The organism is Rathayibacter sp. VKM Ac-2805, from assembly GCF_009834265.1.
Classification (GTDB): domain Bacteria; phylum Actinomycetota; class Actinomycetes; order Actinomycetales; family Microbacteriaceae; genus Rathayibacter.
In genome coordinates, this window is record NZ_CP047185.1 from 2539246 (window position 1) to 2563384 (window position 24139).

Below are 24139 nucleotides of genomic sequence, written 5' to 3' on the forward strand. Positions count from 1 at the left end.
GTCAAGCCCGTTCGGAGAGACGGGCACCGGACGTAGCGTGAAGCGTGCACGGTCGAGGCGTCAGCCACCCGTGCGGATGATCGCGAAAGCGGAGAGCACCATGACACAGATTTCTTCTATCCAACCCGCGCGATGGAGCCGGAACGGAGTCAGGATCGTCGTCGTTCCCGGGGCGGAGCTGCCCCGGTTCCGACTCGAGATCGACGCCCGACTGACCACCGCGCCCTCCCTCGTCCCCACCGGACCCTTCTCGACTGTCGAGGAGGCCGAGCGGGCCGCCGAGGTCGCCGCCGGCCTGCTGGGGGCGAAGATCCCGGCCTGAGTGCACACCCGTCGAGACGGCCGGATCAGCCCGCGAGCTCCGCGAGCGATCCGGTCGGGACCGCGATCCACCCCTCGGCCTCCGCCGCCTCCTGCAGTTCGGGAGGCACCGGCAGGGTCGCGCCCAGTGCGTGGGCGCGGGCGTTGAGAGCGGCGACGACGGCGTCGAAGGCGTCGTCGGAGCGGCTCATCAGCGCGAGCGCGGGCGCCGGCACATGGAGCCAGGGCGCGGCTCGTCGCAGCGACTCCACCGCGAGCGCCACGGCCTCCGGTCGCGTCTTGTACCCCGTGGTGTCCACTCCCCAGAGCCGCAGCGCCGCCGCCGGGTACGCCTCGACGAGCCGTCCGCGCCCGGAGCGGTCGACGTCCTCCCCGCTCGCGGCGAAGGCGTCGAGCATCTCCGCGCAGCGCATCGCGGTCATCCCGAGCCGGTCGGTCGAGACGCTGAGCGGCCAGCGGCCGGTGACCTCGCGCGCCACCCGGTCCGTCTCGCGGTACGCGAGGCGGCGGCGCCAGTCGCGTCCCGCGAGCGTCCGCGGCGAGACCTCCCGTCGCGTGTGCGCGGAGACGAACGCCGCGAACTCCACCGGCCAGCCGAACGCGCAGTCGATCCCGATGACCGCCGCGTCCCGTGACGCCTCGACGATCATCGCGTCCTCGGCGCCGAGGGCGAGCGAGCGGACGACGGCCCGACCGCCGGAGAACTCGAGGGCGGCGAGAGCGGTGCGCACCGGCTCCGCAGCGAGGTCGACACCGATCGTGAGCACGGGGACAGGGTAGGCGCTCCGGCGCTACGCTCGAGCGATGACGCCGCCCGCTCCCTCCTCCCGGGCGGAGTCGGCCCGCCTGCCGGTCGCGCTCCTCCGCCTCCTCGTGGCCGCCGCCGTGCTCGTCGCCGTGATCGCAACGGCCGTCGACACCGCCTCTCGGACGCCGCTGAACCCGTTCAACTTCTTCGGCTTCTTCACCATCCAGAGCAACATCGCGCTGGCCGTCGTGCTCGGAGCCACCGCCGTGCTCGCGCTCCGCCGCCGTCCCGCGCCCGGCGGGCTCCTACTGGTGCGGGGTGCCTTCACCGGGTACATCATCGTCGTCGGCCTCGTCTACAACACCCTCCTCACCGATGTGGCGGGCGGAGTGGCGCTGCCGTGGGCCAACACCGTCATGCACGTGCTGTTCCCCGTCTACGGACTGCTCGACTGGCTGCTGCTCGCGGATCGCCCTCCGCTGCCGTGGCGCAGGCTCTGGCTGGTCGTGGTCTACCCGATCGTCTGGCTCGTCGTGGTGCTGATCCGCGGAGCGACGGACGGCTGGGTGCCCTATCCGTTCCTGGATCCCGCGACCGGGTACGGGCAGGTGTCGGTGTTCGTCGTCGGGATCGCGGTCGCGTTCCTCGCGTCGGGGGCGCTGGTCTGGGCGATGAGCCGGCTGCGGATCGTGCCGGTGGCAGGCGGCTGAGAGGACGCTCGCCTTCCAGACGGTTCCGCCCGCCGGACGACCGGATCCGCTGCCGTCGCGCACATCCGGCCCGTTCTGGGGTCACCCGTTCGGGGTCATCCGGGGCGCCGCTCCCCTAGCGTCAGCACCGACGGCTCCCCCACCGTCCTCCCCCTCGAGAACGGTCCCCCATGAGCCTCTCCCCCTCCCGCCCGCCGACCCCGAGCCGCCGCGTCCGCGCCCTCGCCGTCGGAGCCGCGCTCGCCCTCGCCGCCGCGCTGCTCCCGGCGCAGGCCGCCGCCGCCGCCACTCCCGCCACCCTCTCGGTGCTGAGCCTCGGCGACTCCATCACCCAGGCCTACGGCACCTGCGGCTCCTTCGCGGATTGCCCCCGCAACAACTGGTCCACCGGCACCAGCTCCTCCGTGAACTCCTTCGCCTCCCGCTTGCGGACCGCGCTCCCCGGCACCACCGTCACGACTGCGAACTTCGCCACCACCGGCGACGTCGTCGCGCAGGTCCCCTCGCGGATCGACGCCGCGGTCGCCGCCGGCGTGCGGCCGGACGTCGTCACCCTGCTCATCGGCGGCAACGACCTCTGCTCGCCCGACAACCGCGTCGCCTCCGACGGCTACACGATGACCCCGGCGAGCACGTTCCGCACCGGAGCCTCCGCCGCGATCACGAAGATCCGCACCACGTGGCCCTCCGCCCGCATCGTCCTCTCGTCGATGCCGAACGTGGCCTCCGAGTGGTCGGTCGTCAAGACCGGAGTCGGCGCGCTCGTCTGGGCGGGCGGCGACCTCTGCCGGACCACGCGCGGCGTCAGCTCCACCGGCCGCAGGCTCAGCAGCACCGCCGCGGCCGCCTCCGCCGCTGCCGCGAAGACGCGGACGACGCAGTACAACACCGCGCTGCAGACGGCGTGCAGCGCCGCCGGTCAGCTCTGCGACTGGGACGGCGGAGCGCTCACCGCGACCCCCGTCACCAAGGGCCTGATCGGGACCACCGACTACTTCCACCCGAGCGTCGCGGGTCAGGCGAAGATCGCCTCGATCCAGTGGGCGGCGTCGAACTTCTCGAAGTAGCGGCCTCCGGAGCGGCCGCTCACGCGTCGAGCGGCCGCTCCCCCTCGCGGCGGCGACGCTGCTCCTCCGCGAGCCGCGCGTAGTGCGCCTCCTCGCGCTCGAGGTCGGCGAGCTGCTCCTCGGTGCTCTTCGGAGCGGGCCGCACCACCACCGTCGGCGGCGCCTGCTTCCGGCGGCGGGGCACTCGGCGCCCCGGCACGAAGGATCCGCCGTCGCCACGCTTCCAGTCGTGCCCGAGCAGGAACCACAGCGAGACGCCGATGAGCGGGAGGAAGAAGATCAGCAGGATCCACACGATCTTGGGGAGGTTCTTGATGACATTGTCCGGCTGCCGCACGACGTCGACCAGCGCGAGCACGGTCAGGACGATGATCAGCAGCGAGAAGACGAACCCCATGCAGACGAGGGTACGACGCCGCCGCGCGAGCAGAGTGCTACTCGGAGAGTCGCATCACGACTCCGGCGTCGAACACTCCGCGGTCCGCTCCTTTCCTCTCGCGCACCGCTTCGACCTCGCTCCAGGCCACTCCGAGCTCCGACGCGAGCGCATGCAGGACTTCCGCGACGTCCGCCAGCTCTTCGACGGACGGGGCAGCCAGGACCTCGTCGCATTCCTCCTTCAGCTTCGCCAGGAGCCAGGCCCGCCGCTCGCCGGCATCGACGGATCTGAAGCGCGCGTCGACACCGAGACCCCGGAGCAGTGCCGGTACACCGTCTCGGACGAGCTTCTCCCTCGTCATGTCAGCAGCCGGACGAGCTCTGATGCTGACGCGACGGACCCGCCCGCGTCGACGTCGGGGGCCCGGAGAGCGTCGACTGCACCACGGACATCGCTCCACGGAGGACGGTCTCCGGTCACATCAACGGCCGGGCCCCATCGAGTACCCTCCGCTGAAAGTGGACCGAGCACCTTCCCCCACCCCGACAACTCCACCCGATACCCGTTCGAACGCCTCTCCGGATTGTGACCTGGAAGAATGACGGCTGGCACCCCTGATGCCACGCACGTCGTCGCGATTCCATGTCCTCCGTGATGCACGACGGCAGCCAGCTCCGGAAACACTTCTTCGAGATCCCAGAGAGCCGCGACGTGGATGGCGTCCGGGACATGTCGATACGAATCCGCTGACGCCTGGTCTCCGGTCGCCACATAGATTTCTCCTTCCCAGTTCTCGAAAGCGTGCAGGAACTCCGAGTCGATTCCTCCTACCGTCCGATAGAACAGCAACCCGGATCCATGCAGACCCGCTTTGACCGGTCCGAGAACGCCAGTGAAAACCACTTCTCTCATACCGACGCGGCTCTCCATGACGTCAAGACTCGGCGCACTCGGTATTGCGATCAGCCCGCGTTCGAACAGTTCTCGAACATCTCGATCGACCAGGGGAAGCCCTCGCCGCCCAAGAGCCTCGTTGACCGCCATGAGCGGTCCGGTCCAGATCTCGGACACTCCCTCGCCCTGATAGCGGTAGCCGACGAGCTGATTGTCTTGGCATAGCGTGACGATCGGGATGGAGAGCGAAGCGCAAGCTACGATCATCGACAATCGGTTATCGTTGATCACCCGGTCCGGCCTGAACCGCTGGAGCACAGCGACGTCAGCAACGACTGCTTCATCGAACACGCCAGGATCTCCCCATTCTGCCCATGGGTCGATGTCTGCGACACCTTCGCGGTAATAGGCTGTCGTGAAGATTCCCGCCTTCGAGACCAATCGATCGTGCACCGCATTCTGCCGACCGAGCAGAACACAGTCCCAACCCGCGGAGTGAAAAGCCCGACCTATGGCTACCAGGCGCGTGACGTGGCCGTTCCCCCTTCCCCACGAGACATGCAGTACAACGGGGCGCTTCATGTCGCCCTCGCAAACCGAAAATTCTCAACGAGCGCGACGACAGTCGAATGCGATGCAGCGGCGACCAGGCTCACCTCTTCTCCCGCGAGAGCGAGTTCCCAGTCGGCGAGATCTGGAGTTGCGTTCGCTCGCGCGATCACCGTACGCAGGTGATGCGGAGGAAGAGAGCGCGTCAATGGCGCGACGACCTTTTCGTGCGCATTGCCGATGACAACGTAGCCATCGACATCGCTACCAAGGGCTAGGACGTCTCGCCATGATGAGATCTCGATCTCTTGCGCTATTCCTGCATAGCCCCGCAAGTCTAGGGCGCCGGGGATCATGTGGACGTGCATGTGATGACAGAGGCGCTCTCCAGGACGACTTCGAAGACAGTGACCGGTACGCCCGTGCTCGAACAGAACGTAGTCCCCGAACTCCGCACAGATGCGCTTACCGAGGTCGGCCTCCAATGCGTCGAGCCGCTCTGCCGCCTGCGCATCCATGTCTGCGGCCGATGGATAGTGCTCGGTTGTGTAGATGAGGAGGTGACCCTGCCGAAGGGGAGCTGGATCAGAACAGACCGCGAGTCCGTCTTCCTCCCACACTCGACGCGGATTCGACCTGCAGAAGACGCATTCGGGATCCCAGGTGACCGACATTCTTCATCATTTCCTTTCGCTCGAACTCGATGAGATGGACTGGACTGCGGCAAGTGCTAGATCGACCTCATTTGTCGTAGTTCTCGGCCCGAAACTCACCCGGACAGTCCCGCCATCGCCTGTGCCAAGAGTCTCGTGGGCCAGAGGAGAGCAATGCAGTCCGGCGCGAACGAGAATGTCGAAGCGTTCTTCGAGGAGCGAAGCAGCAACACTCGGGGTCACACGGTTCATCCGGAACGACACCACTCCGACAGGTTCTTCGGCGCTGGGCGATTCGATGAGGGTGACCGCGCCACCACCACTGAGACCAGTAACGAATCGTTCTCGCAAATCGGTTGCTCGACGCCGCCTTCTGGCGATCTCGGCCCCGTCCAACAGCCTCAGAGCCGCGCCTAACCCGGCGATTCCGATCCCATTCTGTGTTCCCGCCTCTTGCGACCAGGGCAGCCAGCAGGGATGATCCCGACTTTCAGAACGTCCACCCGTTCCGCCGGTGACGAAAGGCGACAACCGGACACCTTCTCCAACAACAGCGCCACCAACACCCAAAGGCCCCCCCAAACCCTTGTGCCCAGCGAACACCAGCACGTCCGCAAGACCCGCGTCGACATCAAGGTACCCAAGCGCCTGCGCCCCATCCACGGCGATGAAAACACCGGCCTCTCTGCAGACTTCAGAGATTTCACGGATCGGAAGCACTGAACCGGAGACGTTGGAGGCCCAGGTGACAATGACCCCGGCGACTCCGCCGGCATGCAGTTGCTCGTGCAGTCGATCGAGATCGAACGGTCCGCTGGTCGAGGGCGGAATGATCTCATGCCTGACCGAACCCTCCTGCGCCGCTGCATGAAGTGGCCGAACCACTGAATTGTGTTCGAAAGCGGACGTCAGGACGCGGCCCCCGATCGAGCCCAGGTGGTGCACAACCGCATTGAGAGACATCGTTGCATTCAGCGAGAAGGTCACCCGCTCCGGATCGATGCATTTGACCAGATCTGCTAGCGACTCACGAGCTGCCCAGACTTGGCCCTCAGCCCAAGCGGATAGCCGGTGCCCCGACCTGCCTGGGCTTGTTCCACGTTCAGCATAGGATTTCATCGCGTCCACTACATGATGCTCCTTGGGAAAAGACGTGGCCGCAGAATCGAGATAAATCACTCCGCACCTCTTCGTGTGGGTCTTCGTCGGTTCGATGTGATGATGAACATATATCCCACAGCCATCCACGCCGACGACTGGCACGAAATGACACTCGCCGCGCCTGGCTCTGTGAGAGCTGGACAGCGGGCGAGCCTTGGCGCCACGTCTGCGCGTGCGCACGGTGTTCACGACCCGAGGGGTGCCACGCGCGCCACACTCTGGTCGCCGAAGGGCACAGCCTGCTACGGTCTCGCACATCGAATTGCGAAGTCACAAGCGAACTGACGTGAAGCGATCACTCCTTTACCGCGACATAGCGGAGTGCAGTCCGCAACGTACAATGAGGGCCGGCTCTGCGATGCCTCCAGGTACGCGAGAAAGGATGAAGGCATGTCAGGACCGTTGATCTTCCCGCAGAAAGCAGACGGTGTTTCTCCGGAGGTTTCAGTCGTCGTTCCGACCTATGACCGCCCTGACGAGTTGAGAAGAACTCTGACGACATTAGCGCAACAAGAGGCGTCGTTCACCTATGAGGTCATCGTCGCAGACGACGGCTCTTCGAGCGATACCGTTGCGGTCGTCAAGGCCTTCGAACACGCGATTGACATCTCTTACACTCGCCAACGAGACGACGGGTTCCGCCTGAGCGCGGCAAGGAATCTCGGCGCGCGAGCATCTCAGGGCAGAACACTGATCTTCCTCGATTGCGGCACTCTCGCGGGCGAGAACCTGATTCAGTCCCATGCGGCGAACGTCGAAGTCGGTAAACGCAGTACAGCAGGGCCGACCTACGGCTGGGACTTCTCTGGCGAAGATGCCCATGCATTCCGTTCTCTTGTCAGCGGCCCGGACTGGCGCACAAGACGCATGGAGATGGCTACGCGGCCCGGCTACGCTGATTACAGATCGGACAAGTGGTTGGATGTCGATGTCCGGCGGGTTCCGCTGGCGGTCCCCTGGCGTTTCTACTGGGGGCGGAACATTGCAGTTTCGCGATCGGATTTCTTCTCCGCGGGCGGTTTCGACGAGCGCTTCTCAACTTATGGAGTCGAAGATGTGGAGTTCGGCTACAGGCTATGCCGGATGGGCCTTTCTCTTCACTGGATAGAGGACGCGTGGGGCGTAGAACTGCCGAGCATCTCCGAAAATACAGCCGAACAAGCAAGAAGCAATCGAGCTAACCTGGAACAGTGGGCCGATCGATGTGTCGATATGGAAATCGAGTTCTTCATCTGCAACAGGCCCCTGGCGCAATTGGAGCAGCCCGAGTGGGAGCGCGTCGCGAGGTGGGCTCGAGATTCAACGAACAGCCGAGCTGACCTGCAGATCCTTCGTCAGCATCCGAACGACACATCGATGCTTTTCGTCGGACTGATGTCTGAAGTAGCTCATTCACGGTCCGTCGTCGCGCTCGGGCCGGGTTTTCCCATTGCGTCCGAACATCCGAGCGGCTGGTCGACTGCACGGCGACCGGTCAATCTCAACGCGATCGGGATCCGATGCGGTTTCGCCGAACGCGAATTCGACATGGTGTACCTGAGCGATGCGATGGCGCCCCTGGCTGCAGTGTGGGGTGAACATCTTCTGGCCACGGCCCGGAGGTGCGGGAAGGACCTGTTGCTGGGACGCGGTCTCGCCGCGGCATTTCAATCAGCGGGGATAGGGTCGGACGGCTTTTAGGTGAGAGATATTCAGTGGCGCGCATCAGTTTCGGATCGCAACGACCCGGGCGACATCGAGGATCCACCTTCGTCCGCCCGCGCCAACTAGACCGGTCAGCGACTAAGGAGGAAACACTGTCTGGCGCTCGCGTCCCACTATCCGTCGCCCTGACCCTGCTGAGCAACGCGACCATCGGAGGCCTCACGAGCGTAGCCGTTCCCGTCTCCCTCGACTCGGCCGGTCACTCAAAGGGCGAGATCGCCGTGTTCTTTCTCGTCAACGCGGCCGCCGCCATCGTCTACAACACCCTGCTCGTCCCTACAGTTCGCCATCACGGGTACCCGCGCAGCGCATTGGTCCTGACCTGCGCAGCCGTCCCGGTCGCCCTCCTTGCACTGCGCGCGACCGCAGGTACATTCGTGCTCGTCATGCTGAGCGGCGTTCTCCTGCTCCTCGTCAGCACGATCGTCCCGCAGATCTTCGGCCGCGTCGCCGCGCAGCTGAGTAACGACGAACAGGTCGCCGCGGTCACGCATCTTCGGCTGATGACGGTCGGCGGATACATCCTCGGCCTCGTCATCTACTCGGCCGTGTCCGCGCTCGGGCTCGATCCTCTCTTGATCGCCTCCGTGTTCGGCGGCATCACGATGATCGGTGCGACCTGCAGACCATTCGCTGGACGCGCGTTCCCGCGCGAGCACGATGGCGGAGAAGTCGGAACGCCTCGAGCGAGAAGCGGAGCGTTCTTCACTGCGCTTGTCCTCGTGGCGCTTCTCAAGTCGGCCGACACCCTTCGGGGGATCTATCTGCCGCTGTTCGCTGTCTCGTCCGGGCTCCGCCCTGCTGAGGTGCCTCCTTTGTTCCTGATATCGGCTCTACTGGAGTTGGCCGCGCTGCCTCTGCTCGGCCGGCTCAGCGCGACCCGCGGAAGCGCCGTCACTCTCGTCGTGATCGCCCTCTTCGGGGTCGGATCGTTCTCGCTCCTGCTCCTCGCGACCACCTATCCGGTGCTGCTGCTGGCTCAGGTGCTCTACGCCGTGGTGGGCGTCGGCTTCCAGAGCACGGGTCTGGTCCTGCTCGGTCGAACGAGCAGGGGCGGAGTCGGCGCGGGCGCCAGCGCATACATGGCCGTGACGCAGGTCGGGACCGTCCTCGGAGCAGTGCTGCCGCTGATGGTCGAGGGCTACTCGTCCGGGATCTTCGTCATCGCGACCGTCCTAGTGGCGCTGGCCGGGATGCTGGCCGTCGCGCTGCGGGCGGTCGGCGGACGCTGGTGACGGCATCCGGTCACGGCAGCACACCGGCGACTCCTGCGCACCGGATGCTGACTTTCTCGCGAAGCGCTGAATCAGACCGATTCACGCGTCTCAGCCGTAGTTGCGCACCCCCGCCCGGCCCTTCCGCGCGCATGACACCATCGGATGATGACCGAGACGCCGCCCGCCCCCGCCTCGACACCGGTAAAGAAGCGCCTCACGGCCGCCCATCTCGCCCTGATCGCCGGCCTCGTCCTCGCCGTCGCCGGCCTGGCCGCGCTCGCACTCGTGCCTCTGCAGTACGCGAACATCGACCGTCAGGGCTTCGACTACGTCTGCAGCGTCAGCCTCGGCGGCGTCCCGCCCGAGGCCGGTGAGCTCATCCGCGGCTTCTGGTCGTGGTGGCCGCTCGGCGCCGCCTGCGAGTGGACGCTGCTCGACGGCACGACGGTGGTCGACCTGCCCGACTGGTCGATAACGGCCGTCGCGATCGTCGGAGCTGTGCTGCTCCTCGGCGGGCTCGCGACCGCCATCGCCTCGCGGTTCCTCCGCCGCCGCGTGACGGCGGAGGCCGGCGCCTAGCGGTCGAAGAAGTTGCCGAGATCGCCGAGCCCCGGCAACTGGAAGTCGGAGCCGAACTCGGACACCTGCTCGCCGAGGCCGGAGACGTGCTCGCCGGCTCCTGACACGAACTCCCCCGCGCCGCCGGTGATGTCGCCGAAATCGCCGAGATCGCCGAAGCCGCCAGCGAGGTTCTCGAAGTCCACTCCGAGCCCGGAGGCCTGGGCGAGCAGCGGTCCCGCGACGCTGCTGATCACGGCTCCGCCCGCGACTGCCGCGAGCAGTCCGCCGGCCGCGCCGAGCCCGATGCCCGCCGCCGCTCCGACGCCCGCGCCCGCGAGCGCACCGCGCGTCCCCGGCTTCGAGAACATCTTCTTGAGGAACCCGGGGTTGTTCGCCTCGCCGCGCGTCGCCGCCCGTGCCAGGTCGTCGGGGGCGGAGGACCGCGGCTGCTCGTTCGCGGGCAGCTCGTCGCGGAGCCGCGCCTCGACCTGGGCGCGCTGCGCCGGCGTCAGCTTCGCGAACGCGTCGCGGTGCACCTGCTCGAGCTGCTCGGGGTCGGCGGTGCGGAGGAGGTAGTCGTAGCGGGCGATCGCCGCGCGGTCCTCCTGCGTGACCACAGGCTGCTGCCCGGGCCGGGCGTCCTGGGGTCGCGCGGAGGGGCGCTGCGGCGAGCCGAACTGCTGGGGCGGCTGAGCCTGCCCGCTCCGCGAGTCGCCCGTCACCTTGTCGGCGGCGGTCCGCACCAGGTCGCGCCAGTCGGTCGTCCCGCCCGAGGCGGACCCCGAGCCGGTCTTCGAATCGAGCGCCTTCGACGCCATGCCGAGAACGCGCTTGAACATGCTCACAGAGAACCTTCCGTCGAGTACCAGCCTCGATCATGGCGAGGCAGCCTGGGTGAAGACCCGCGAGACGCCCTCAGAAGGCCGTGAGCGGTCACCGACGCCGATGTCGCTCCGGGATCCCCTCCCCGCACTCCGCCTGTTCGAGCAGATCGCGCACGTACCGCGGGTGGAGGACGGCCCGCCACATCCAGCCGAGGAAGGGGATCCCGAGCTCCGGCAGCCACCGCCTGCAGACGGCCGCCGTGTGACCGGCCGACGCGAGCAGCGCACTGGATCCCGCGAGCCAGCTGTTCGCGAACGCGTCCCGCTGGACGGCGAGGCTCAGGACGAGGACGGCGAGGGCCGCAGCAGCGAGCAGGTGCAGACCGCCGCGGAACCTCGGTGTGCGCGCTCGACCGAAGAGCAGACCCACGAGAAGACCTCCGACGACCGCGGCAGTGGTGATCACGTCGACGACCCCGTTCCCTCTCTGCGTCGACGGCCCCTCCGATCCCAGGGGACGTTCTCGCGGCTCCGTTCAGAGCCGTTCCCGATGGACCCGCGGCGCCTCGCTGCCGAGGACCCATGAGGAGGCTCTGCGGCCGTGCGTCCCTGCCGGACAGGAGTTCCCACCCGGGCAGGACTGTCGAGGACTGGAACCGTCGGCGCCTCGACAAGCAAAGCCCGGATCGCTGAGCAGTACCGGACCGTGGCGTGGAACGGAGCAACGGCGGCGGTATCCCGATCGCGCACTGTGGTGCCCCTGGAGGGACTCGAACCCCCAACCTGCTCCTTAGGACGGAGTCGCTCTTCCATTGAGCTACAGAGGCTGGCCGAGCCAGTGTACCCGCCGGGCCCCGCCGCCCGCGAAGCGCGGTTCGGCCTTCACCGCCTGCCCGGGAAGCGCACCGCGGCCTCGTCGCGCCGAGGGAGCGGCTCGCACCTCTTGACACCGGCACCTGCGGGCTCCATGGTTAATTACAACACCAACCAACCACCCAACCCAGCACCGAAGGAGCCCGCGTGGACGACTCCCGCCCTCTCTTCCTGCAGATCGCCGAGCAGATCGAGAACGACATCATCGACGGCGCGCTGCCGGAGGAGTCGCAGGTCCCGTCGACCAACGAGTTCGCCGCGTTCCACCGCATCAACCCGGCCACCGCCGGCAAGGGCGTGAACCTGCTCGTCGACGACGGGGTGCTCTACAAGAAGAGGGGGATCGGCATGTTCGTCGCCGAGGGGGCGCGCGACCGGCTGGTCGAGAAGCGCCGCACGCAGTTCCGCGACCAGTTCGTCGCTCCGCTGCTCGCCGAGGCCGCCAAGCTCGGCCTCAGCACCGAGCAGCTCGCCGACATGATCACAGAAGGGAGATCGCGATGAGCGCGGTCATCGAGGTCCACGACCTCACCAAGCACTACGGACGCATGCGCGCCGTCGACGGCATCGGCTTCGCGCTGGAGGAGAACCGCATCCACGGCCTCCTCGGCCGCAACGGCGCGGGCAAGACGACGCTGATGTCGCTGCTCACCGGCCAGGAGTTCGCCAGCTCGGGCGAGATCCGCGTCTTCGGGCAGTCGCCTGTGGAGAACGCCGCCGTCCTCTCCCGCACCTGCTTCATCAAGGAAAGCCAGAAGTACCCGGACGACTTCAAGGTGAAGCACGTCCTGCGCAGCGCTCCCTGGTTCTTCGACGGCTGGGACGAGGCGTTCGCCCGCGAGCTCGTCGAGGACTTCCGCCTCCCGGTCGACCGCAAGATCAAGAAGCTCTCCCGCGGACAGCTCTCGGCGATCGGAGTGATCGTCGGTCTCGCCTCCCGCGCCCCGCTCACGTTCTTCGACGAGCCGTACCTGGGGCTGGACGCCGTCGCCCGGCAGCTGTTCTACGACCGCCTCCTCCAGGACTTCGCCGAGCACCCGCGCACGGTCGTCCTCTCCACCCACCTCATCGACGAGGTCAGCAGTCTGCTCGAGCACGTCCTCGTCATCGACCAGGGCCGCCTCGTCGTGGACAGCGACGCGGAGGAGCTGCGGGGTGCCGCGGCGACGGTCATCGGACCCCGGCAGGCCGTCGAGTCGTTCACCGCCGGCCGCGAGGTCATCGCCCGCTCCGCTCTCGGCAGCCGCGCCTCGGCCACGCTCCCCCGGCTCGACGACGCGGGCCGCGCCTCCGCCGCCCGCCACGGGCTCGAGCTCGAGTCCGTCCCCCTCCAGCAGCTCGTCGTCCAGCTCACCACCGGGAAGGCCTCGGAATGACCGCCGTCACCGGCGCCCCCGCGCGCCACGACACCGCCGCCGGCCGCCTCGGCAGCATCGTCCGCCTGCACTTCGCGAACCCCGCCACCATCCTCTACACGCCGCTGATCATCACGGCCGTCATCCTGTCGGGCAACCTGGTCGTCTGGTGGCTGATCCTCCGCGGGCTCGACTCCGGCGAGCGCCTCGAGGCGCAGGAGGGGATGACCTACTCCGGTGCGTCCTTCTTCCTCTTCGTCTACATGATGGTCGTGGCCGTCCAGTCGGTGAACGTCACCTTCGGCCTCGCCCTCGGCTACGGCGCCACCCGCCGCGACTTCTCCCTCGGCACGGCCCTCACCTTCGTCGCCCTCTCGGTCTTCTACACCGGCGTCTTCGTGGTCCTCGGGATCGTGGAGCGGGCGACCGACGGCTGGGGCTTCGGCGGCAGCTTCTTCCGCTCGATCTACTTCGGCGGGGACTCCGTGGGCGAGCAGGCTGTCGCGGTGCTCTGCGCCCTGCTCTTCTTCTTCTTCATCGGAGCGGCGACGGCGGCGGTCTACGTGCGCTGGCGCCAGCGCGGGATGCTGCTCTTCTTCGGTATCCTCGGCGCCCTCCTGCTGGCCGTGATCACCCTCCTCACGCTCACCGAGAACTGGCCCGCCGTCGGCTCCTTCTTCGGGAGCGTCGGATACGCGGGCGGCTACGCCCTCTCGCTCATCCCGACCGCGATCGCCGGAGTCGCGGGCTGGGCGATCCTCCGCCGCGCCACCCCGCGCAGCAGCTGACACCACCGCCCCCGATCCGGAAGGACCGACCATGACCGCCGCCGCCCGCCGCTCCGCCTCCCCGCGGAGGATCCTCTCCGTTCTGAGGCTCCACCTCGCCCACCCCGGGACGGTCCTCGGCTGGCCGCTGCTCGTCCTGCTCGCCGTCCTCGCCGGCAACCTCGTGATCTGGTGGCTCGTCCTCCGCGGGATCGGGGCCGAGCGGGGCGGCGGTGACTCCGGCATCCTCCTCGTGGGGCCGGGGATGCTGATCGTCGTCTTCCTCTTCATCGGCTCCATCCAGGCCACGACCGCCACCTTCGGGCTGGCGCTGAGCTACGGAGCGACCCGGCGCGACCACGTCCTCGGCAGCGCCCTCGCCTTCGCGGCGCTGTCCGTGCTCTGGTCGGCGATCGTCGTGGTCCTCGGGGCGATCGAGGAGGCCACCGGGGGCTGGTGGCTGGGCGGCGCTCTCTTCCTCGCCTCCCCCCTCGACGGTCCGTGGCACGAGCGCTTCGTCGTCCTGCTCTGCTCGCTCCTCACCGCCTTCGCCCTCGGCGGAGCAGCGGGCGCGGTCTTCCTCCGCTGGCGGGAGCGCGGAGTGACGGCCTTCCTCCTCGTCCTCGGAGCGGCGGCACTCGCGGTGGTCGTCGTCGTCGCTCTCGCCGGCGGCCGGCCGGTCGTGGTGGACGTCCTCGAGAGCGCGGGCACCGCCGGAGCCGCCGCTCTGCTCCTCGTCCCCGCCGCGCTCCTGACGGCGGTCGGCTCGCTGGTCCTCCGCCGGGCGACGCCGCGCGGCTGACCCCCTCCGGAACCGGGCCTGCAAGGCCCTTCCGCCCCGGGCGTCCGGATGCCAGCGTGAGCACATGGCCGACTCCCCCGCTCCGTCCCTCCTGCCCGTCCCCGAGCACAGCTGGATCGCGCGACCCGGCGACGTCGAGCTGACCCAGGACACTCTCGACACGGTCGACGCCTGGTGGCGCGCCGCGAACTACCTCGCGGTCGGGCAGATCTACCTGCTCGCGAACCCGCTCCTGAAGACCCCGCTGAGCCGGGAGGACATCAAGCCCCGCCTGCTCGGCCACTGGGGCACCACCCCCGGCCTCAACCTGATCTACGCGCACCTGAACCGCGCGATCCGCGAGCGCCGCCAGCCGACCCTCTACATCACCGGCCCCGGCCACGGCGGACCGGGCATGGTCGCCAACGCCTACCTCGACGGCACCTACAGCGAGATCTACTCCCACATCGACGAGTCGGAGGAGGGGCTGCGCCGCCTCTTCCGCCAGTTCAGCTTCCCCGGGGGCATCCCCAGCCACGCCGCCCCCGAGACCCCGGGCAGCATCCACGAGGGCGGAGAGCTCGGCTACGCGCTGAGCCACGCGTACGGAGCGGCTTTCGACAACCCGGACCTCCTGGTCGCGGCGGTCGTCGGCGACGGCGAGGCCGAGACCGGCCCGCTCGCCACCAGCTGGCACTCCAACAAGTTCGTGAACCCGCTCACCGACGGGGTCGTCCTGCCGATCCTGCACCTCAACGGCTGGAAGATCGCGAACCCGACCGTCCTCGCCCGCATCCCGCAGGAGGAGCTCGACAGCCTCCTCCGGGGCTACGGCCACGAGCCGTTCCTCGTCGAGGGCGGCTTCGACGGCGAGGACCCGATGCGCGTGCACGAGCGGTTCGCCGACGTCCTGGACACGGTGCTCGACCGCATCGCGGCGATCAAGGAGCGCGCCGCAGCCGGCGACCTCTCACGCCCGGCCTGGCCGATGATCGTGCTGAAGACCCCGAAGGGCTGGACCTGCCCGACCGAGATCGACGGCGTCCAGGTGGAGGGCACCTACCGCTCGCACCAGGTTCCGCTGCCCAACGCCCGCGACACCGAGGCGCACACCCGGCTCCTCGAGGACTGGCTCCGCTCCTACCGGCCCGAGGAGCTCTTCACCGAGGAGGGCGGCGTGGTCGACCGCGTCCGCTCGCTGGCCCCCGAGGGCGAGCTGCGGATGAGCGCGACCCCGCACGCGAACGGCGGGCTGCTGCGGCAGACCCTCGACCTGCCCGACTTCCGCCGCTACGAGGTCGTCGTGGAGCAGCCGGGTGGCACCGTCGCGGAGGCGACGAAGGTGCTCGGCGAATGGCTCGCCGACGTCATCCGCGCCAACCCGACCAACTTCCGCCTCTTCGGGCCGGACGAGGTCGCGAGCAACCGGCTGCAGTCCGTCTACGCCGCCACCGACAAGCAGTGGGACGCCGAGCTCAGCCCCCTCGACGACCACCTGGCCCGCGCCGGGCGGGTCATGGAGGTGCTCTCGGAGCACCAGTGCCAGGGCTGGCTGGAGGGCTACCTGCTCACCGGCCGCCACGGGCTCTTCACCTGCTACGAGGCGTTCATCCACATCATCGACTCGATGTTCAACCAGCACGCGAAGTGGCTGGACGGCACCCGCGACATCGAGTGGCGCCGCCCGATCGCGAGCCTCAACTACCTGCTGTCGAGCCACGTCTGGCGCCAGGACCACAACGGCTTCAGCCACCAGGACCCGGGCTTCATCGACCACGTCGTCAACAAGAAGCCCGAGGTCGTGCGCGTCTACCTGCCCTTCGACGCGAACACGCTCCTCTCGACCTACGACCACTGCCTCCGGAGCGTGGACTACGTCAACGTGGTCGTCGCCGGCAAGCAGCCCTCGCCCCAGTGGCTCACGATGGCGGAGGCGGTCACCCACTGCACGCGCGGACTCGGCATCCTGGAGTGGGCGAGCAGCGAGCGGCAGGGCGAGTCCCCGGACGTCGTGCTCGCCTGCGCGGGCGACGTGCCGACCCTCGAGACCCTCGCGGCGGTGAGCATCCTCCGCGAGACGCTGCCGGATCTCGCGATCCGCACGGTCAACGTGGTCGATCTGATGCGCCTGATGTCGGAGTCGGAGCACCCGCACGGCCTCTCCGACCGCGAGTTCGACGCCATCTTCACTCCCGACCGCCCGATCGTGTTCGCCTACCACGGCTATCCGTGGCTCATCCACCGCCTGACCTACAAGCGGACCGGCCACGGCAACCTGCACGTGCGCGGGTACAAGGAGAACGGCACCACCACCACTCCGTTCGACATGGTGATGCTCAACGACCTCGACCGCTACTCGCTGGTGATCGACGTCATCGACCGGACCCCCGGCCTCGGCGCCCGCGCCGCCGGTCTCCGCCAGGAGATGCAGGACGCCCGCATCCGCGCCCGCGCCTACACCCGCGAGCACGGCGAGGACATCCCCGAGGTCGCGAACTGGACCTGGGCCGGCGAGCGCTCCGGCAACGCCAGCCAGAGCACCGGCAACGACAACGAATGACGCGGCGCGAGGGACGGCCTCAGCGGCGTTGTCGTCAGGCGCGATACCGCCGGTATCGCTTCCTCCTCCGCCTTGCCGAGCCCGCCCCTCGCACCGCGTCCACTCGAACGGCGGAACGTCGTCATCGGATATCCGCGGGGGCGATGCCGACTCCGCAGCGTCAGGCTGCGGGAGCCAGGTAGTCGTCCCAGTCGGGCTGCGTCCGCTCCGCGCCGCGCACGAGCCAGGAGCCGGCGCGCGGCATCCGGGGGACGGTGCGCAGACGCCATCCCATCTCGTGCGGGGTGCGGTCGCTCTTGACGTTGTTGCAGCGCTGGCAGCAGGCGACGAGGTTCTCCCACGTGTCCCGGCCCCCGCGCGACTTGGGCTGGATGTGGTCGATCGTCGCCGCGTGCTGACCGCAGTAGCCGCAGCGGTGGTTGTCCCGGCGGAGCACGCCCCGGCGCGATACCGGCACACTCCGGCCGCTCGGGATGCGCACGTACCGGGTCAGCACGATCACCGAGGGCCGCACGTGGTCGCCGTGCGCGCTGTGCACCGGATTGCCCTCGTCCGCGGCGATCACGGTCGCCTTCTCCGTCATCAGCAGGACCAGGGCCCGCTTGAACGACACCACCGCGAGCGGCTCGTAGCCGGCGTTGAGAACCAGAGTGCGCATCAGTGACCTCCGTGCTGTCGCACGCCGTCACGCGAAGGCGCCGCGACCACGAGCAAGGGCGCCGTCGTGATGACGGCGCCCTGCGAGGCCGCGGCGGAGTGCCGCGCGATGACGTGGAGTCGTATCCGCGTGTCGGACGAGTGCACCGCCGCGGTGAGGACCCGCGCGCGTATCGAATCGGCCGGCCGCACGCGCGAGCGCAGCCCCACGCTGTGGCGCCCGCTCCGCTCGGCCATCCCGGCACTCCGTCCCTCGACGAATCGATCCGCTCGCCACGCGAGCGGACTGGGGTTCAGGTTAACCCTTCACGCCCGGAACACCAGGGGTCGGTCCGGATTCGTCACGCGGCGTTCACACGGCGGGACGACGAGAGCCCGCCCCCTCCAGGAGGGGACGGGCTCTCGAGCGGATCGACCGGGTCAGCCGTTGATGCGCACGATCCGGTAGTCGGAGGTCCACAGCGGCTGCACGCGGACGCTCGCGCCCTCGTACGGCGCGTGCAGGATGTTGCCGTTGCCCGCGTAGAAGCCGTCGTGGCCGTCCATGATGACGAGGTCGCCGGGCTGCGCGTCGGCGAGCGAGACGGGGGTGCCCATGGCGCCCTGGCCCGCGGCCGAGTGCGGCATCGAGATGCCGTACTGGGCGAAGACGTACATCACGAAGCCGGAGCAGTCGAAGCCGCTCGGGTCGGCTCCACCGAAGACGTAGGGCACGCCCTGGTACTGCATCGCCGTATTGAACACCGCCGAGAGGCTGTAGCTGGTGGTCGGGGCGGCGGCCGCGATCTCGCTGGCCGAGGCGCCGGAGTAGGAGTTGAACTCCTCGGCGGTCTCGGCGCGCGCCTCGGCGACGTCGCTCGTGTCGACGACAGGCTCGGCCACCACGACGGGCTCGGGCTCCGGTGCGGGCGGCGGGGGCGCCGCCTCGGCCGAGAAGCCGTCGCGGGCGATCGCGGCCTGCACCACTCCGCCGTCGACGGCGACGGTCTGCGCGGAGCCCTGGCGGAGGAGGTCGGCTCGCGACGCCGCGAACAGGCCGTCGTCCTGGCTGCCCGGAGTGAAGGCGTAGGCGGGGAGCGCCATGGTCGCGACCAGCGCGCCGGCGAAGCCGACCATCGCGACCTTGCCGACGACACGGCCTCGGCGCTTGCGCGGGGTCCCGGCCGGCGACGGCACGAAGTCGGTGATGTCCGCGCGGCGGGCAGGAGCTGCGGGAACGGCGCGACGGGAGACGGGTGCGTCCCCGTGGATCCGGGCGCGGATGACCGGGGGCCGGTTCTCGAAGGTCGCGTCGCCGGAGCGGTCGGGGTGGTTGGAGCGGAACCGGTCGGGTGAGCCGGCGTCCTCGTTCGGGGTGAGGGGGTTCTGGGGCAAGGGGGAGATCCTCCGACGTCCCCTCAGCCCAGGCAGCTGTCCCGTCTCATGCACGAAGCATCGGTGTGCACAGGATCCGAGACGGGTGTGGGGGCGTCGGATCCCGCGCCCTGGGACCGAGGCTCGGCCGCAGGGCTCCACAGAGCGTAAGCGACCGTTACCGATTTGTCACCTTCTCGGCGGGAAGAGACCGCTCTCCCGTTCGCCTCCGATCACCGGATGCGGTAAGGGCCCGTACGGTCCACTCCCAGGGAGGCGCGGGTCAGACGACGAGGAAGATGTGCGCCGCGACCTCGTTGGGCAGCTCGATGCCCGCCTCGGCTCCGTCGATGCGCGCGAGCACGTAGCCGTTGAGGGCCGAGAACTCGCCCTCGGCACCGGGCACGACCCCGGCCTGCTTGAGCTGGAGGAGGAGCTCCGGATCGACCTGCGCCGGCTCGCCGAGGCGTCGGACGACGCCGCGGCGGGGCTCGCTCGACCCGGCGACGAAGCGCGGCAGGCTGATGACGCCGTCGGCGAAGCGGGAGGCGGGGGTGTCGCCGAGCTCGTCCAGGCCCGGGATCGGGTTGCCGTAGGGCGACTCGGTCGGGTGGTCGAGCATCTCGAGGAGGCGGCGCTCGACCTGCTCGCTCATCACGTGCTCCCAGCGGCAGGCCTCCTCGTGCACGAACTCCCAGTCGAGCTTGATGACGTCGTGGAGGAGCCGCTCGGCGAGGCGGTGCTTGCGCATGACGTGGATCGCCTTGCGGCGGCCGTCGGAGGTGAGCTCGAGGTGGCGGTCGCCCGAGACGACGACGAGGCCGTCGCGCTCCATGCGACCGACGGTCTGCGACACGGTCGGCCCGGAGTGGCTGAGCCGCTCCGAGATGCGCGCGCGCAGCGGGATGATGTTCTCCTCCTCGAGCTCGAGGATGGTGCGCAGGTACATCTCGGTGGTGTCGATCAGATCCGTCATCTCAGCCTTCCCGTCTCGGCGCGCTCCACCCTAGTGGTCGCCACGACGCAGCATCGGCGCTGCGGCGCGACGCAGGCCTCCGTCGCTCGGAGGAGGGGTGCGGGCCGGGAACCCTAGTATTAACGCATGCCGGACCTCACCATTCCTCGCGAGCTGCTCCCCCACGACGGACGGTTCGGCTGCGGCCCGTCCAAGGTGCGGCACGACCAGCTCGCCCACCTCGCGACGCAGGGCGCGCACCTCCTCGGGACCTCGCACCGCCAGGCGCCCGTCAAGGACCTCGTCGGGCGCGTGCGCGAGCATCTCGCCACGCTGTTCCGCATCCCCGACGGCTACGAGGTCCTGCTGGGCAACGGCGGCTCGACCGCCTTCTGGGACGCCGCGGCCTTCTCCCTCATCGAGCGCCGCGCCGAGAACCTCACGTTCGGCGAGTTCGGACAGAAGTTCGCGGCCGCCGCCTCCGCGCCGTTCCTCGAGCCGGCCCACGTCGTCTCCGCCACCGCGGGGTCCCGGAGCGAGGTCGAGATCGTCGAGGGGATCGACGTGTACGCGTGGCCCCACAACGAGACGAGCACCGGAGTGATGGCCCCGGTCCGCCGGGTCCGCGGCGACGAGGGCGCGCTCACCGTCATCGACGCCACCAGCGCGGCGGGCGGCATCGACGTCGACATCGCCGAGGCCGACGTCTACTACTTCGCCCCGCAGAAGAACTTCGCCTCCGACGGCGGACTCTGGTTCGGCCTCTTCTCCCCCGCCGCGATCGAGCGGATCGAGCGCATCGCGGCGAGCGGCCGCTACATCCCCGAGTTCCTCAGCCTCAAGAACGCCGTCGACAACTCGCGCCTGAACCAGACGCTGAACACTCCGGCGCTCTCGACCCTCCTGCTGATGGAGTCGCAGCTCGAGTGGATGAACGCCTCCGGCGGCCTGGCCTGGGCGTCGGCGCGCACGGCCGAGTCCTCCTCCGCGATCTACGACTGGGCCGAGGCCTCGAGCCTCGCCACCCCGTTCGTCGAGATGCCCGAGCACCGCTCCCAGGTCGTCGCGACCGTCGACTTCGACGCCTCCGTCGATGCCGCTCTCGTCGCGAAGATCCTCCGCGCGAACGGGATCGTCGACACGGAGCCGTACCGCAAGCTCGGCCGCAACCAGCTGCGCGTGGCGACGTTCGTCGCGATCGAGCCGGACGACGTCCGCTCGCTGCTCGGCTGCATCGACCACGTCCTCGAGCGCCTGGCGGTCTGAGGCACGCCATGCGGCTGTGGCTGCGCGAGGAGGAGCGGCGGCCCGCGCCGCCGCCCTACGCGAGCGACGACGCGACGGCTCTGCTGGTCGGGTGCGTCGTCTGGGCGGTCGCGCTCGTGGCCGTGCTCGTGGCGACGGCCGTCGGAGCCGTCATCGAGCCGGTCGTCCTGTCGACCGTCGTGATCGGACTGGTCCTCGGCACGATCGGGCTGTTCTACAGCCGCAACCGCCGCTAGACCGCGTCGGTCTCCATCCGGAGTCCGGTGCCGTCGGCCTCGGACTCGAGACGGACGCGCAGGCCGGTGAACTCGCCGAGGCGCTCGACGTGGGTGCCGCCGCACGCGATCGCGGCGTCCCCCGCGGGGAGGGTGCAGCGCCATGTCCGCCGCGTGCTGAGGAGGTCGTCGTCGCGCTCGATGCGCACCTCCGCGTCCGAGGCGATCCACTCGGCGAGGAGGGCGTTCACCCGCTCCTGCACCTCGAGGATCTCCGCCAGCAGGCGGGCGGTGTCCATCCCGCTGCGTCGGAGGGACTTGCCGAGGCGGTAGACGTCGGTGGAGCCGGACTCGCGGATCCGCGAGGTCTGGATCGCCGCCTGGTCGAAGTCCGGGTTGCTCAGGGCGTCGGTGCGCGCCGGCTTCGACCAGAACGAGGCCAGAGCGGCGTTGAGGGCGAGGGAGGCGAGGTGGCAGGCGGTGTGCCCGCGGGAGAGCTCGTGCCGGTGGTCCGCGTCGACCTCGACGTCGACCTCGTCGTCCACGTGGAATGAGGAGGCGTCGTCGACGATGTGGACGACGACGAAGCTCCACTCCGGAGTGCCGAGCCGCGCCGGGAGCCGCTCGCCGACGTGCAGCTCGCCGCCCTGCCACGCCCCGATGCGGCAGTCGATGAGGGGATGCCGCTCCCCCGCCACGACCAGCGCGCCGCGGTCGGGCCCCTGGTCGGGCCAGGTCGGGTCGACGGGGTGAGCGGCGGTCGCATCGAGGACGACCGCCCAGCGGCCGTCCTGCAGCCGGCCCACGTGCTGCACGCGTCCGGAGGAGCGCACGGCGCCGTCGGGATAAGCGATGCGGGTGTCGGAGTCGATGCTCATCGGGCGGCGCCGGACCGGATCAGCGGCGACGTCGATGGCGACGGGTCGTCGGGGCGGGGGCGGGCTCGGGCTCGACGTCGTCGGAGTCCTCGTCGTCGGAGTCGTCGTCCGGGTCGTCGTCGTCGTCCTCGTCCGAGTCGTCGCCGTCGGAATCGTCGTCCGAGTCGTCGTCGTCATCCGAGTCGTCGTCGTCGCCCGCGTCCTCGTCCTCGTCGGAGTCGTCGTCCGACTCGTCGTCGAGGTCGTCTTCCTCGGCGTCCTCGAGCTGGTCGTCGTCCGCGTCCTCGACCTCCTCGCCGAGCGCGTCCTGCGCGGTCTGGTAGTCGGCGAGACGCACGGACCACGGCACCCAGTCCGGAGCGAGGACCGCGCCCTCGCCCGGCAGCAGCTCGACCTCCAGGACGTTCACGTCCTCGGTCTCGTCGATCCGGGACAGCGTCGCCGTCCACAGCCAACCCGGGTACCCGCGCATGAGGTTCGCGAACTGCAGCGACACGACGTGCTCGCCCTGCGCCAGAGTCGTGACCAGCTCGCCGATCGTCCCCTCGGGGGCGATCTCGGCGAGCGCGGCGCGCGCGACATCGAGAGACCCGGCAAGCACGGCGTCCGCCTCGTAGACGGGCTCGAGAGCCTCGTCCGCGGCGGCCTCGTCCGCCTCCCCCGGGGAAGCGTCGTCGTCGGCCTCGGAAGGTTCGGCGATGACGGGACCGGAGTACTCAGCAGAAGTCGCGTCCTCAGCAAGCGCCGCGACCTCAGCAGAAGTCGCGTCCTCAGCACGAGCCGAGCCGTCAGCAGGAACCGTGTCCTGAGCAGGAGCCGAGTCCTCAGGTGCTCCCGCGTCCCCGGCCGGAACCGCGTCGTCAGCAGGAACCGCAGCGTCAGCAGGAGCCGCGTCCTCAGCAGGAGTCGGCACGGCAGCAGAATCCGTGTCCGCGCCGGGAGCCCTCACCTCAGCGGCGACATCGTCGGCCGGAGGAGTCTCCTCCGCAGAGGCGGAGTCCTCGCCAGGAGCCTCGGTCACCGGGAGGGCGGCGTCGCTCTCACCCTCGCCGGAGGGAGCCTCGTCGACAGGAGCCGCCTCGTCAGCGGCGATCTCCTCGTCGGCTCCGCTCTCGTCCTCGGCGGAGGAGTCCTCCTCGGCAGGAGTCGTGTCCGGCTCGCCGGAGTCGCCCTCTTCCGAGGACTGCTCCACGCGAGCGTCCTCCGGGGTCGGAGCGGCGACGGTCTCCTCGACCGGGCCCTGCTCGTCGGTCGTGTCGTCGGCGTCAGGCATCCAGCTCGTCCGCAACCCGGCGCAGGAGCGCCGCGATCGTGCGCCCGTGCGCCTTGTCGGGGTAGCGGCCGCGCTTGAGCCCGGCGCCGATCCCGTCGAGCAGCTTGACCGTGTCCTCCACGATCACGGACATGTCGTCCGCGGACTTCCGGTTGAGCTTCACCAGGCTCGGCGGAGCGTCGAGGACGCGCGCCGAGAGCGCCTGCGCCCCGCGCTTGCCGTCGGCGATGCCGAACTCGAGGCGGGTGCCGGCCTTGACCGCGGTCCCGGAGGGCAGCGCGGAAGCGTGCAGGAAGACCTCCTGGCCGTCATCAGTGCTGATGAAGCCGAAGCCCTTCTCCTCGTCGTAGAACTTGACCTTGCCGGTAGGCATGCAGACCCCTCCTGGAAATGAAGCAGCCATCAGTTTAGTCGACCG

The 24139-nt window shown here is 69.2% G+C and carries 27 protein-coding genes and 1 tRNA gene; 13 read left to right on the forward strand and 15 right to left on the reverse strand.

The window, feature by feature from the left end; genetic code table 11:
• Nucleotides 1-100: 100 nt before the first annotated feature.
• Nucleotides 101-322, forward strand: a complete 222-nt coding sequence (locus tag GSU40_RS11780; protein WP_146076606.1) for a hypothetical protein — start codon at nucleotides 101-103, stop codon at nucleotides 320-322.
• Nucleotides 323-347: 25 nt separating this feature from the next.
• Here GSU40_RS11780 and GSU40_RS11785 read toward each other — a convergent pair whose 3' ends face one another.
• Nucleotides 348-1088, reverse strand: coding sequence for a DUF429 domain-containing protein (locus tag GSU40_RS11785; protein ID WP_160035091.1), 741 nt, complete (start codon nucleotides 1086-1088; stop codon nucleotides 348-350).
• 37 nt (nucleotides 1089-1125) lie between these two features.
• Here GSU40_RS11785 and GSU40_RS11790 point away from each other — a divergent pair, with 37 nt between their 5' ends.
• Both GSU40_RS11790 and GSU40_RS11795 read left to right on the forward strand, forming a co-directional pair.
• Entirely contained in the window at nucleotides 1126-1779 is a 654-nt protein-coding gene (locus GSU40_RS11790) for a Pr6Pr family membrane protein (RefSeq protein WP_160035093.1), read from the forward strand.
• A 170-nt stretch (nucleotides 1780-1949) separates the two neighbouring features.
• Complete coding sequence (locus tag GSU40_RS11795; RefSeq protein WP_104295765.1) at nucleotides 1950-2846, forward strand: GDSL-type esterase/lipase family protein; 897 nt, start codon at nucleotides 1950-1952, stop codon at nucleotides 2844-2846.
• A 19-nt stretch (nucleotides 2847-2865) separates the two neighbouring features.
• On the opposite strand, the gene GSU40_RS11800 is transcribed toward GSU40_RS11795, so the two are convergent.
• The 5 genes from GSU40_RS11800 to GSU40_RS11820 are packed head-to-tail and all read right to left on the reverse strand — an operon-like array spanning nucleotide 2866 to nucleotide 6500.
• Nucleotides 2866-3243: a PLD nuclease N-terminal domain-containing protein gene (locus GSU40_RS11800; RefSeq protein ID WP_160035095.1), complete on the reverse strand. Its 378-nt coding sequence runs from the start codon at nucleotides 3241-3243 to the stop codon at nucleotides 2866-2868.
• Nucleotides 3244-3280: 37 nt separating this feature from the next.
• The gene (locus GSU40_RS11805) at nucleotides 3281-3586 is read right to left on the reverse strand and encodes a nucleoside triphosphate pyrophosphohydrolase (protein WP_104224621.1); all 306 of its coding nucleotides are present in this window, start codon (nucleotides 3584-3586) and stop codon (nucleotides 3281-3283) included.
• Complete coding sequence (locus GSU40_RS11810) at nucleotides 3583-4701, reverse strand: nucleotide disphospho-sugar-binding domain-containing protein (RefSeq protein ID WP_160035097.1); 1119 nt, start codon at nucleotides 4699-4701, stop codon at nucleotides 3583-3585. The genes GSU40_RS11805 and GSU40_RS11810 overlap by 4 nt, the downstream gene beginning before the upstream one ends.
• Nucleotides 4698-5342 (reverse strand): hypothetical protein, encoded by a 645-nt coding sequence (locus GSU40_RS11815; RefSeq protein ID WP_160035099.1) that lies wholly within the window; start codon nucleotides 5340-5342, stop codon nucleotides 4698-4700. Before GSU40_RS11815 ends, GSU40_RS11810 begins: the two co-directional genes overlap by 4 nt.
• A gap of 6 nt (nucleotides 5343-5348) precedes the next feature.
• Complete coding sequence (locus GSU40_RS11820; RefSeq protein WP_160035101.1) at nucleotides 5349-6500, reverse strand: aminotransferase class V-fold PLP-dependent enzyme; 1152 nt, start codon at nucleotides 6498-6500, stop codon at nucleotides 5349-5351.
• Nucleotides 6501-6872: 372 nt separating this feature from the next.
• On the opposite strand from GSU40_RS11820, the gene GSU40_RS11825 reads away from it, so the two are divergent.
• From GSU40_RS11825 to GSU40_RS11835, 3 genes are all read left to right on the forward strand, one after another.
• Entirely contained in the window at nucleotides 6873-8162 is a 1290-nt protein-coding gene (locus GSU40_RS11825) for a glycosyltransferase (protein WP_160035103.1), read from the forward strand.
• A gap of 245 nt (nucleotides 8163-8407) precedes the next feature.
• Nucleotides 8408-9421 (forward strand): hypothetical protein, encoded by a 1014-nt coding sequence (locus GSU40_RS11830; protein ID WP_160035105.1) that lies wholly within the window; start codon nucleotides 8408-8410, stop codon nucleotides 9419-9421.
• Nucleotides 9422-9568: 147 nt separating this feature from the next.
• Nucleotides 9569-9982, forward strand: coding sequence for a hypothetical protein (locus tag GSU40_RS11835; RefSeq protein ID WP_160035107.1), 414 nt, complete (start codon nucleotides 9569-9571; stop codon nucleotides 9980-9982).
• Here the strand turns inward: GSU40_RS11835 and GSU40_RS11840 are convergent.
• The 3 genes from GSU40_RS11840 to GSU40_RS11850 form a co-directional block, all read right to left on the reverse strand.
• On the reverse strand, nucleotides 9979-10803 hold the full coding sequence (locus GSU40_RS11840) for a hypothetical protein (RefSeq protein ID WP_244229472.1): 825 nt from the start codon (nucleotides 10801-10803) through the stop codon (nucleotides 9979-9981). The genes GSU40_RS11835 and GSU40_RS11840 overlap by 4 nt on opposite strands.
• Nucleotides 10804-10897: 94 nt before the next feature.
• On the reverse strand, nucleotides 10898-11254 hold the full coding sequence (locus GSU40_RS11845) for a hypothetical protein (protein ID WP_159915175.1): 357 nt from the start codon (nucleotides 11252-11254) through the stop codon (nucleotides 10898-10900).
• A 286-nt stretch (nucleotides 11255-11540) separates the two neighbouring features.
• A tRNA-Arg gene (locus GSU40_RS11850) sits at nucleotides 11541-11615 on the reverse strand.
• Between the two features lie 193 nt (nucleotides 11616-11808).
• Between GSU40_RS11850 and GSU40_RS11855 the strand changes: the two genes are divergently transcribed.
• The 5 genes from GSU40_RS11855 to GSU40_RS11875 all read left to right on the forward strand — a co-directional run bounded on the left by GSU40_RS11855 (nucleotide 11809) and on the right by GSU40_RS11875 (nucleotide 17124).
• Nucleotides 11809-12165 (forward strand): GntR family transcriptional regulator, encoded by a 357-nt coding sequence (locus GSU40_RS11855; protein WP_160035111.1) that lies wholly within the window; start codon nucleotides 11809-11811, stop codon nucleotides 12163-12165.
• Nucleotides 12162-13037 (forward strand): ABC transporter ATP-binding protein, encoded by an 876-nt coding sequence (locus GSU40_RS11860; protein ID WP_104224612.1) that lies wholly within the window; start codon nucleotides 12162-12164, stop codon nucleotides 13035-13037. The genes GSU40_RS11855 and GSU40_RS11860 overlap by 4 nt, the downstream gene beginning before the upstream one ends.
• A complete protein-coding gene (locus GSU40_RS11865) occupies nucleotides 13034-13804 on the forward strand; it encodes an ABC transporter permease (RefSeq protein ID WP_159939117.1) in 771 nt (256 codons plus the stop codon). Before GSU40_RS11860 ends, GSU40_RS11865 begins: the two co-directional genes overlap by 4 nt.
• A 31-nt stretch (nucleotides 13805-13835) precedes the next feature.
• Nucleotides 13836-14585, forward strand: a complete 750-nt coding sequence (locus GSU40_RS11870) for a hypothetical protein (protein WP_160035113.1) — start codon at nucleotides 13836-13838, stop codon at nucleotides 14583-14585.
• A 64-nt stretch (nucleotides 14586-14649) separates the two neighbouring features.
• Nucleotides 14650-17124 carry a phosphoketolase family protein gene (locus tag GSU40_RS11875; protein WP_160035115.1) on the forward strand — a complete coding sequence of 825 codons (2475 nt, stop codon included), beginning with the start codon at nucleotides 14650-14652 and terminating at the stop codon, nucleotides 17122-17124.
• Between the two features lie 160 nt (nucleotides 17125-17284).
• Here the strand turns inward: GSU40_RS11875 and GSU40_RS11880 are convergent, their stop codons facing one another.
• The 3 genes from GSU40_RS11880 to GSU40_RS11890 form a co-directional block, all read right to left on the reverse strand.
• Nucleotides 17285-17782 (reverse strand): HNH endonuclease, encoded by a 498-nt coding sequence (locus GSU40_RS11880; RefSeq protein WP_104224608.1) that lies wholly within the window; start codon nucleotides 17780-17782, stop codon nucleotides 17285-17287.
• A 419-nt stretch (nucleotides 17783-18201) separates the two neighbouring features.
• Nucleotides 18202-19155 carry a C40 family peptidase gene (locus GSU40_RS11885; RefSeq protein WP_244229473.1) on the reverse strand — a complete coding sequence of 318 codons (954 nt, stop codon included), beginning with the start codon at nucleotides 19153-19155 and terminating at the stop codon, nucleotides 18202-18204.
• A 262-nt stretch (nucleotides 19156-19417) separates the two neighbouring features.
• A complete protein-coding gene (locus tag GSU40_RS11890) occupies nucleotides 19418-20110 on the reverse strand; it encodes a metal-dependent transcriptional regulator (RefSeq protein ID WP_104224606.1) in 693 nt (230 codons plus the stop codon).
• Nucleotides 20111-20236: 126 nt separating this feature from the next.
• Between GSU40_RS11890 and serC the strand changes: the two genes are divergently transcribed.
• A complete protein-coding gene (gene serC, locus GSU40_RS11895) occupies nucleotides 20237-21355 on the forward strand; it encodes a phosphoserine transaminase (RefSeq protein WP_160035117.1) in 1119 nt (372 codons plus the stop codon).
• Between the two features lie 8 nt (nucleotides 21356-21363).
• A complete protein-coding gene (locus tag GSU40_RS11900) occupies nucleotides 21364-21591 on the forward strand; it encodes a DUF2530 domain-containing protein (RefSeq protein ID WP_104224604.1) in 228 nt (75 codons plus the stop codon).
• Here the strand turns inward: GSU40_RS11900 and GSU40_RS11905 are convergent.
• From GSU40_RS11905 to GSU40_RS11915, 3 genes are read right to left on the reverse strand one after another with little or no spacing between them, the layout of a single operon-like run.
• Nucleotides 21588-22448, reverse strand: a complete 861-nt coding sequence (locus GSU40_RS11905; protein ID WP_160035119.1) for a metal-dependent hydrolase — start codon at nucleotides 22446-22448, stop codon at nucleotides 21588-21590. The two genes, GSU40_RS11900 and GSU40_RS11905, sit on opposite strands and share 4 nt — an antisense overlap.
• A gap of 19 nt (nucleotides 22449-22467) precedes the next feature.
• Nucleotides 22468-23721 (reverse strand): DUF3027 domain-containing protein, encoded by a 1254-nt coding sequence (locus tag GSU40_RS11910; protein WP_160035121.1) that lies wholly within the window; start codon nucleotides 23719-23721, stop codon nucleotides 22468-22470.
• Nucleotides 23714-24094 carry a cold shock domain-containing protein gene (locus GSU40_RS11915; protein WP_104224602.1) on the reverse strand — a complete coding sequence of 127 codons (381 nt, stop codon included), beginning with the start codon at nucleotides 24092-24094 and terminating at the stop codon, nucleotides 23714-23716. The genes GSU40_RS11910 and GSU40_RS11915 overlap by 8 nt, the downstream gene beginning before the upstream one ends.
• Nucleotides 24095-24139: the final 45 nt, after the last annotated feature.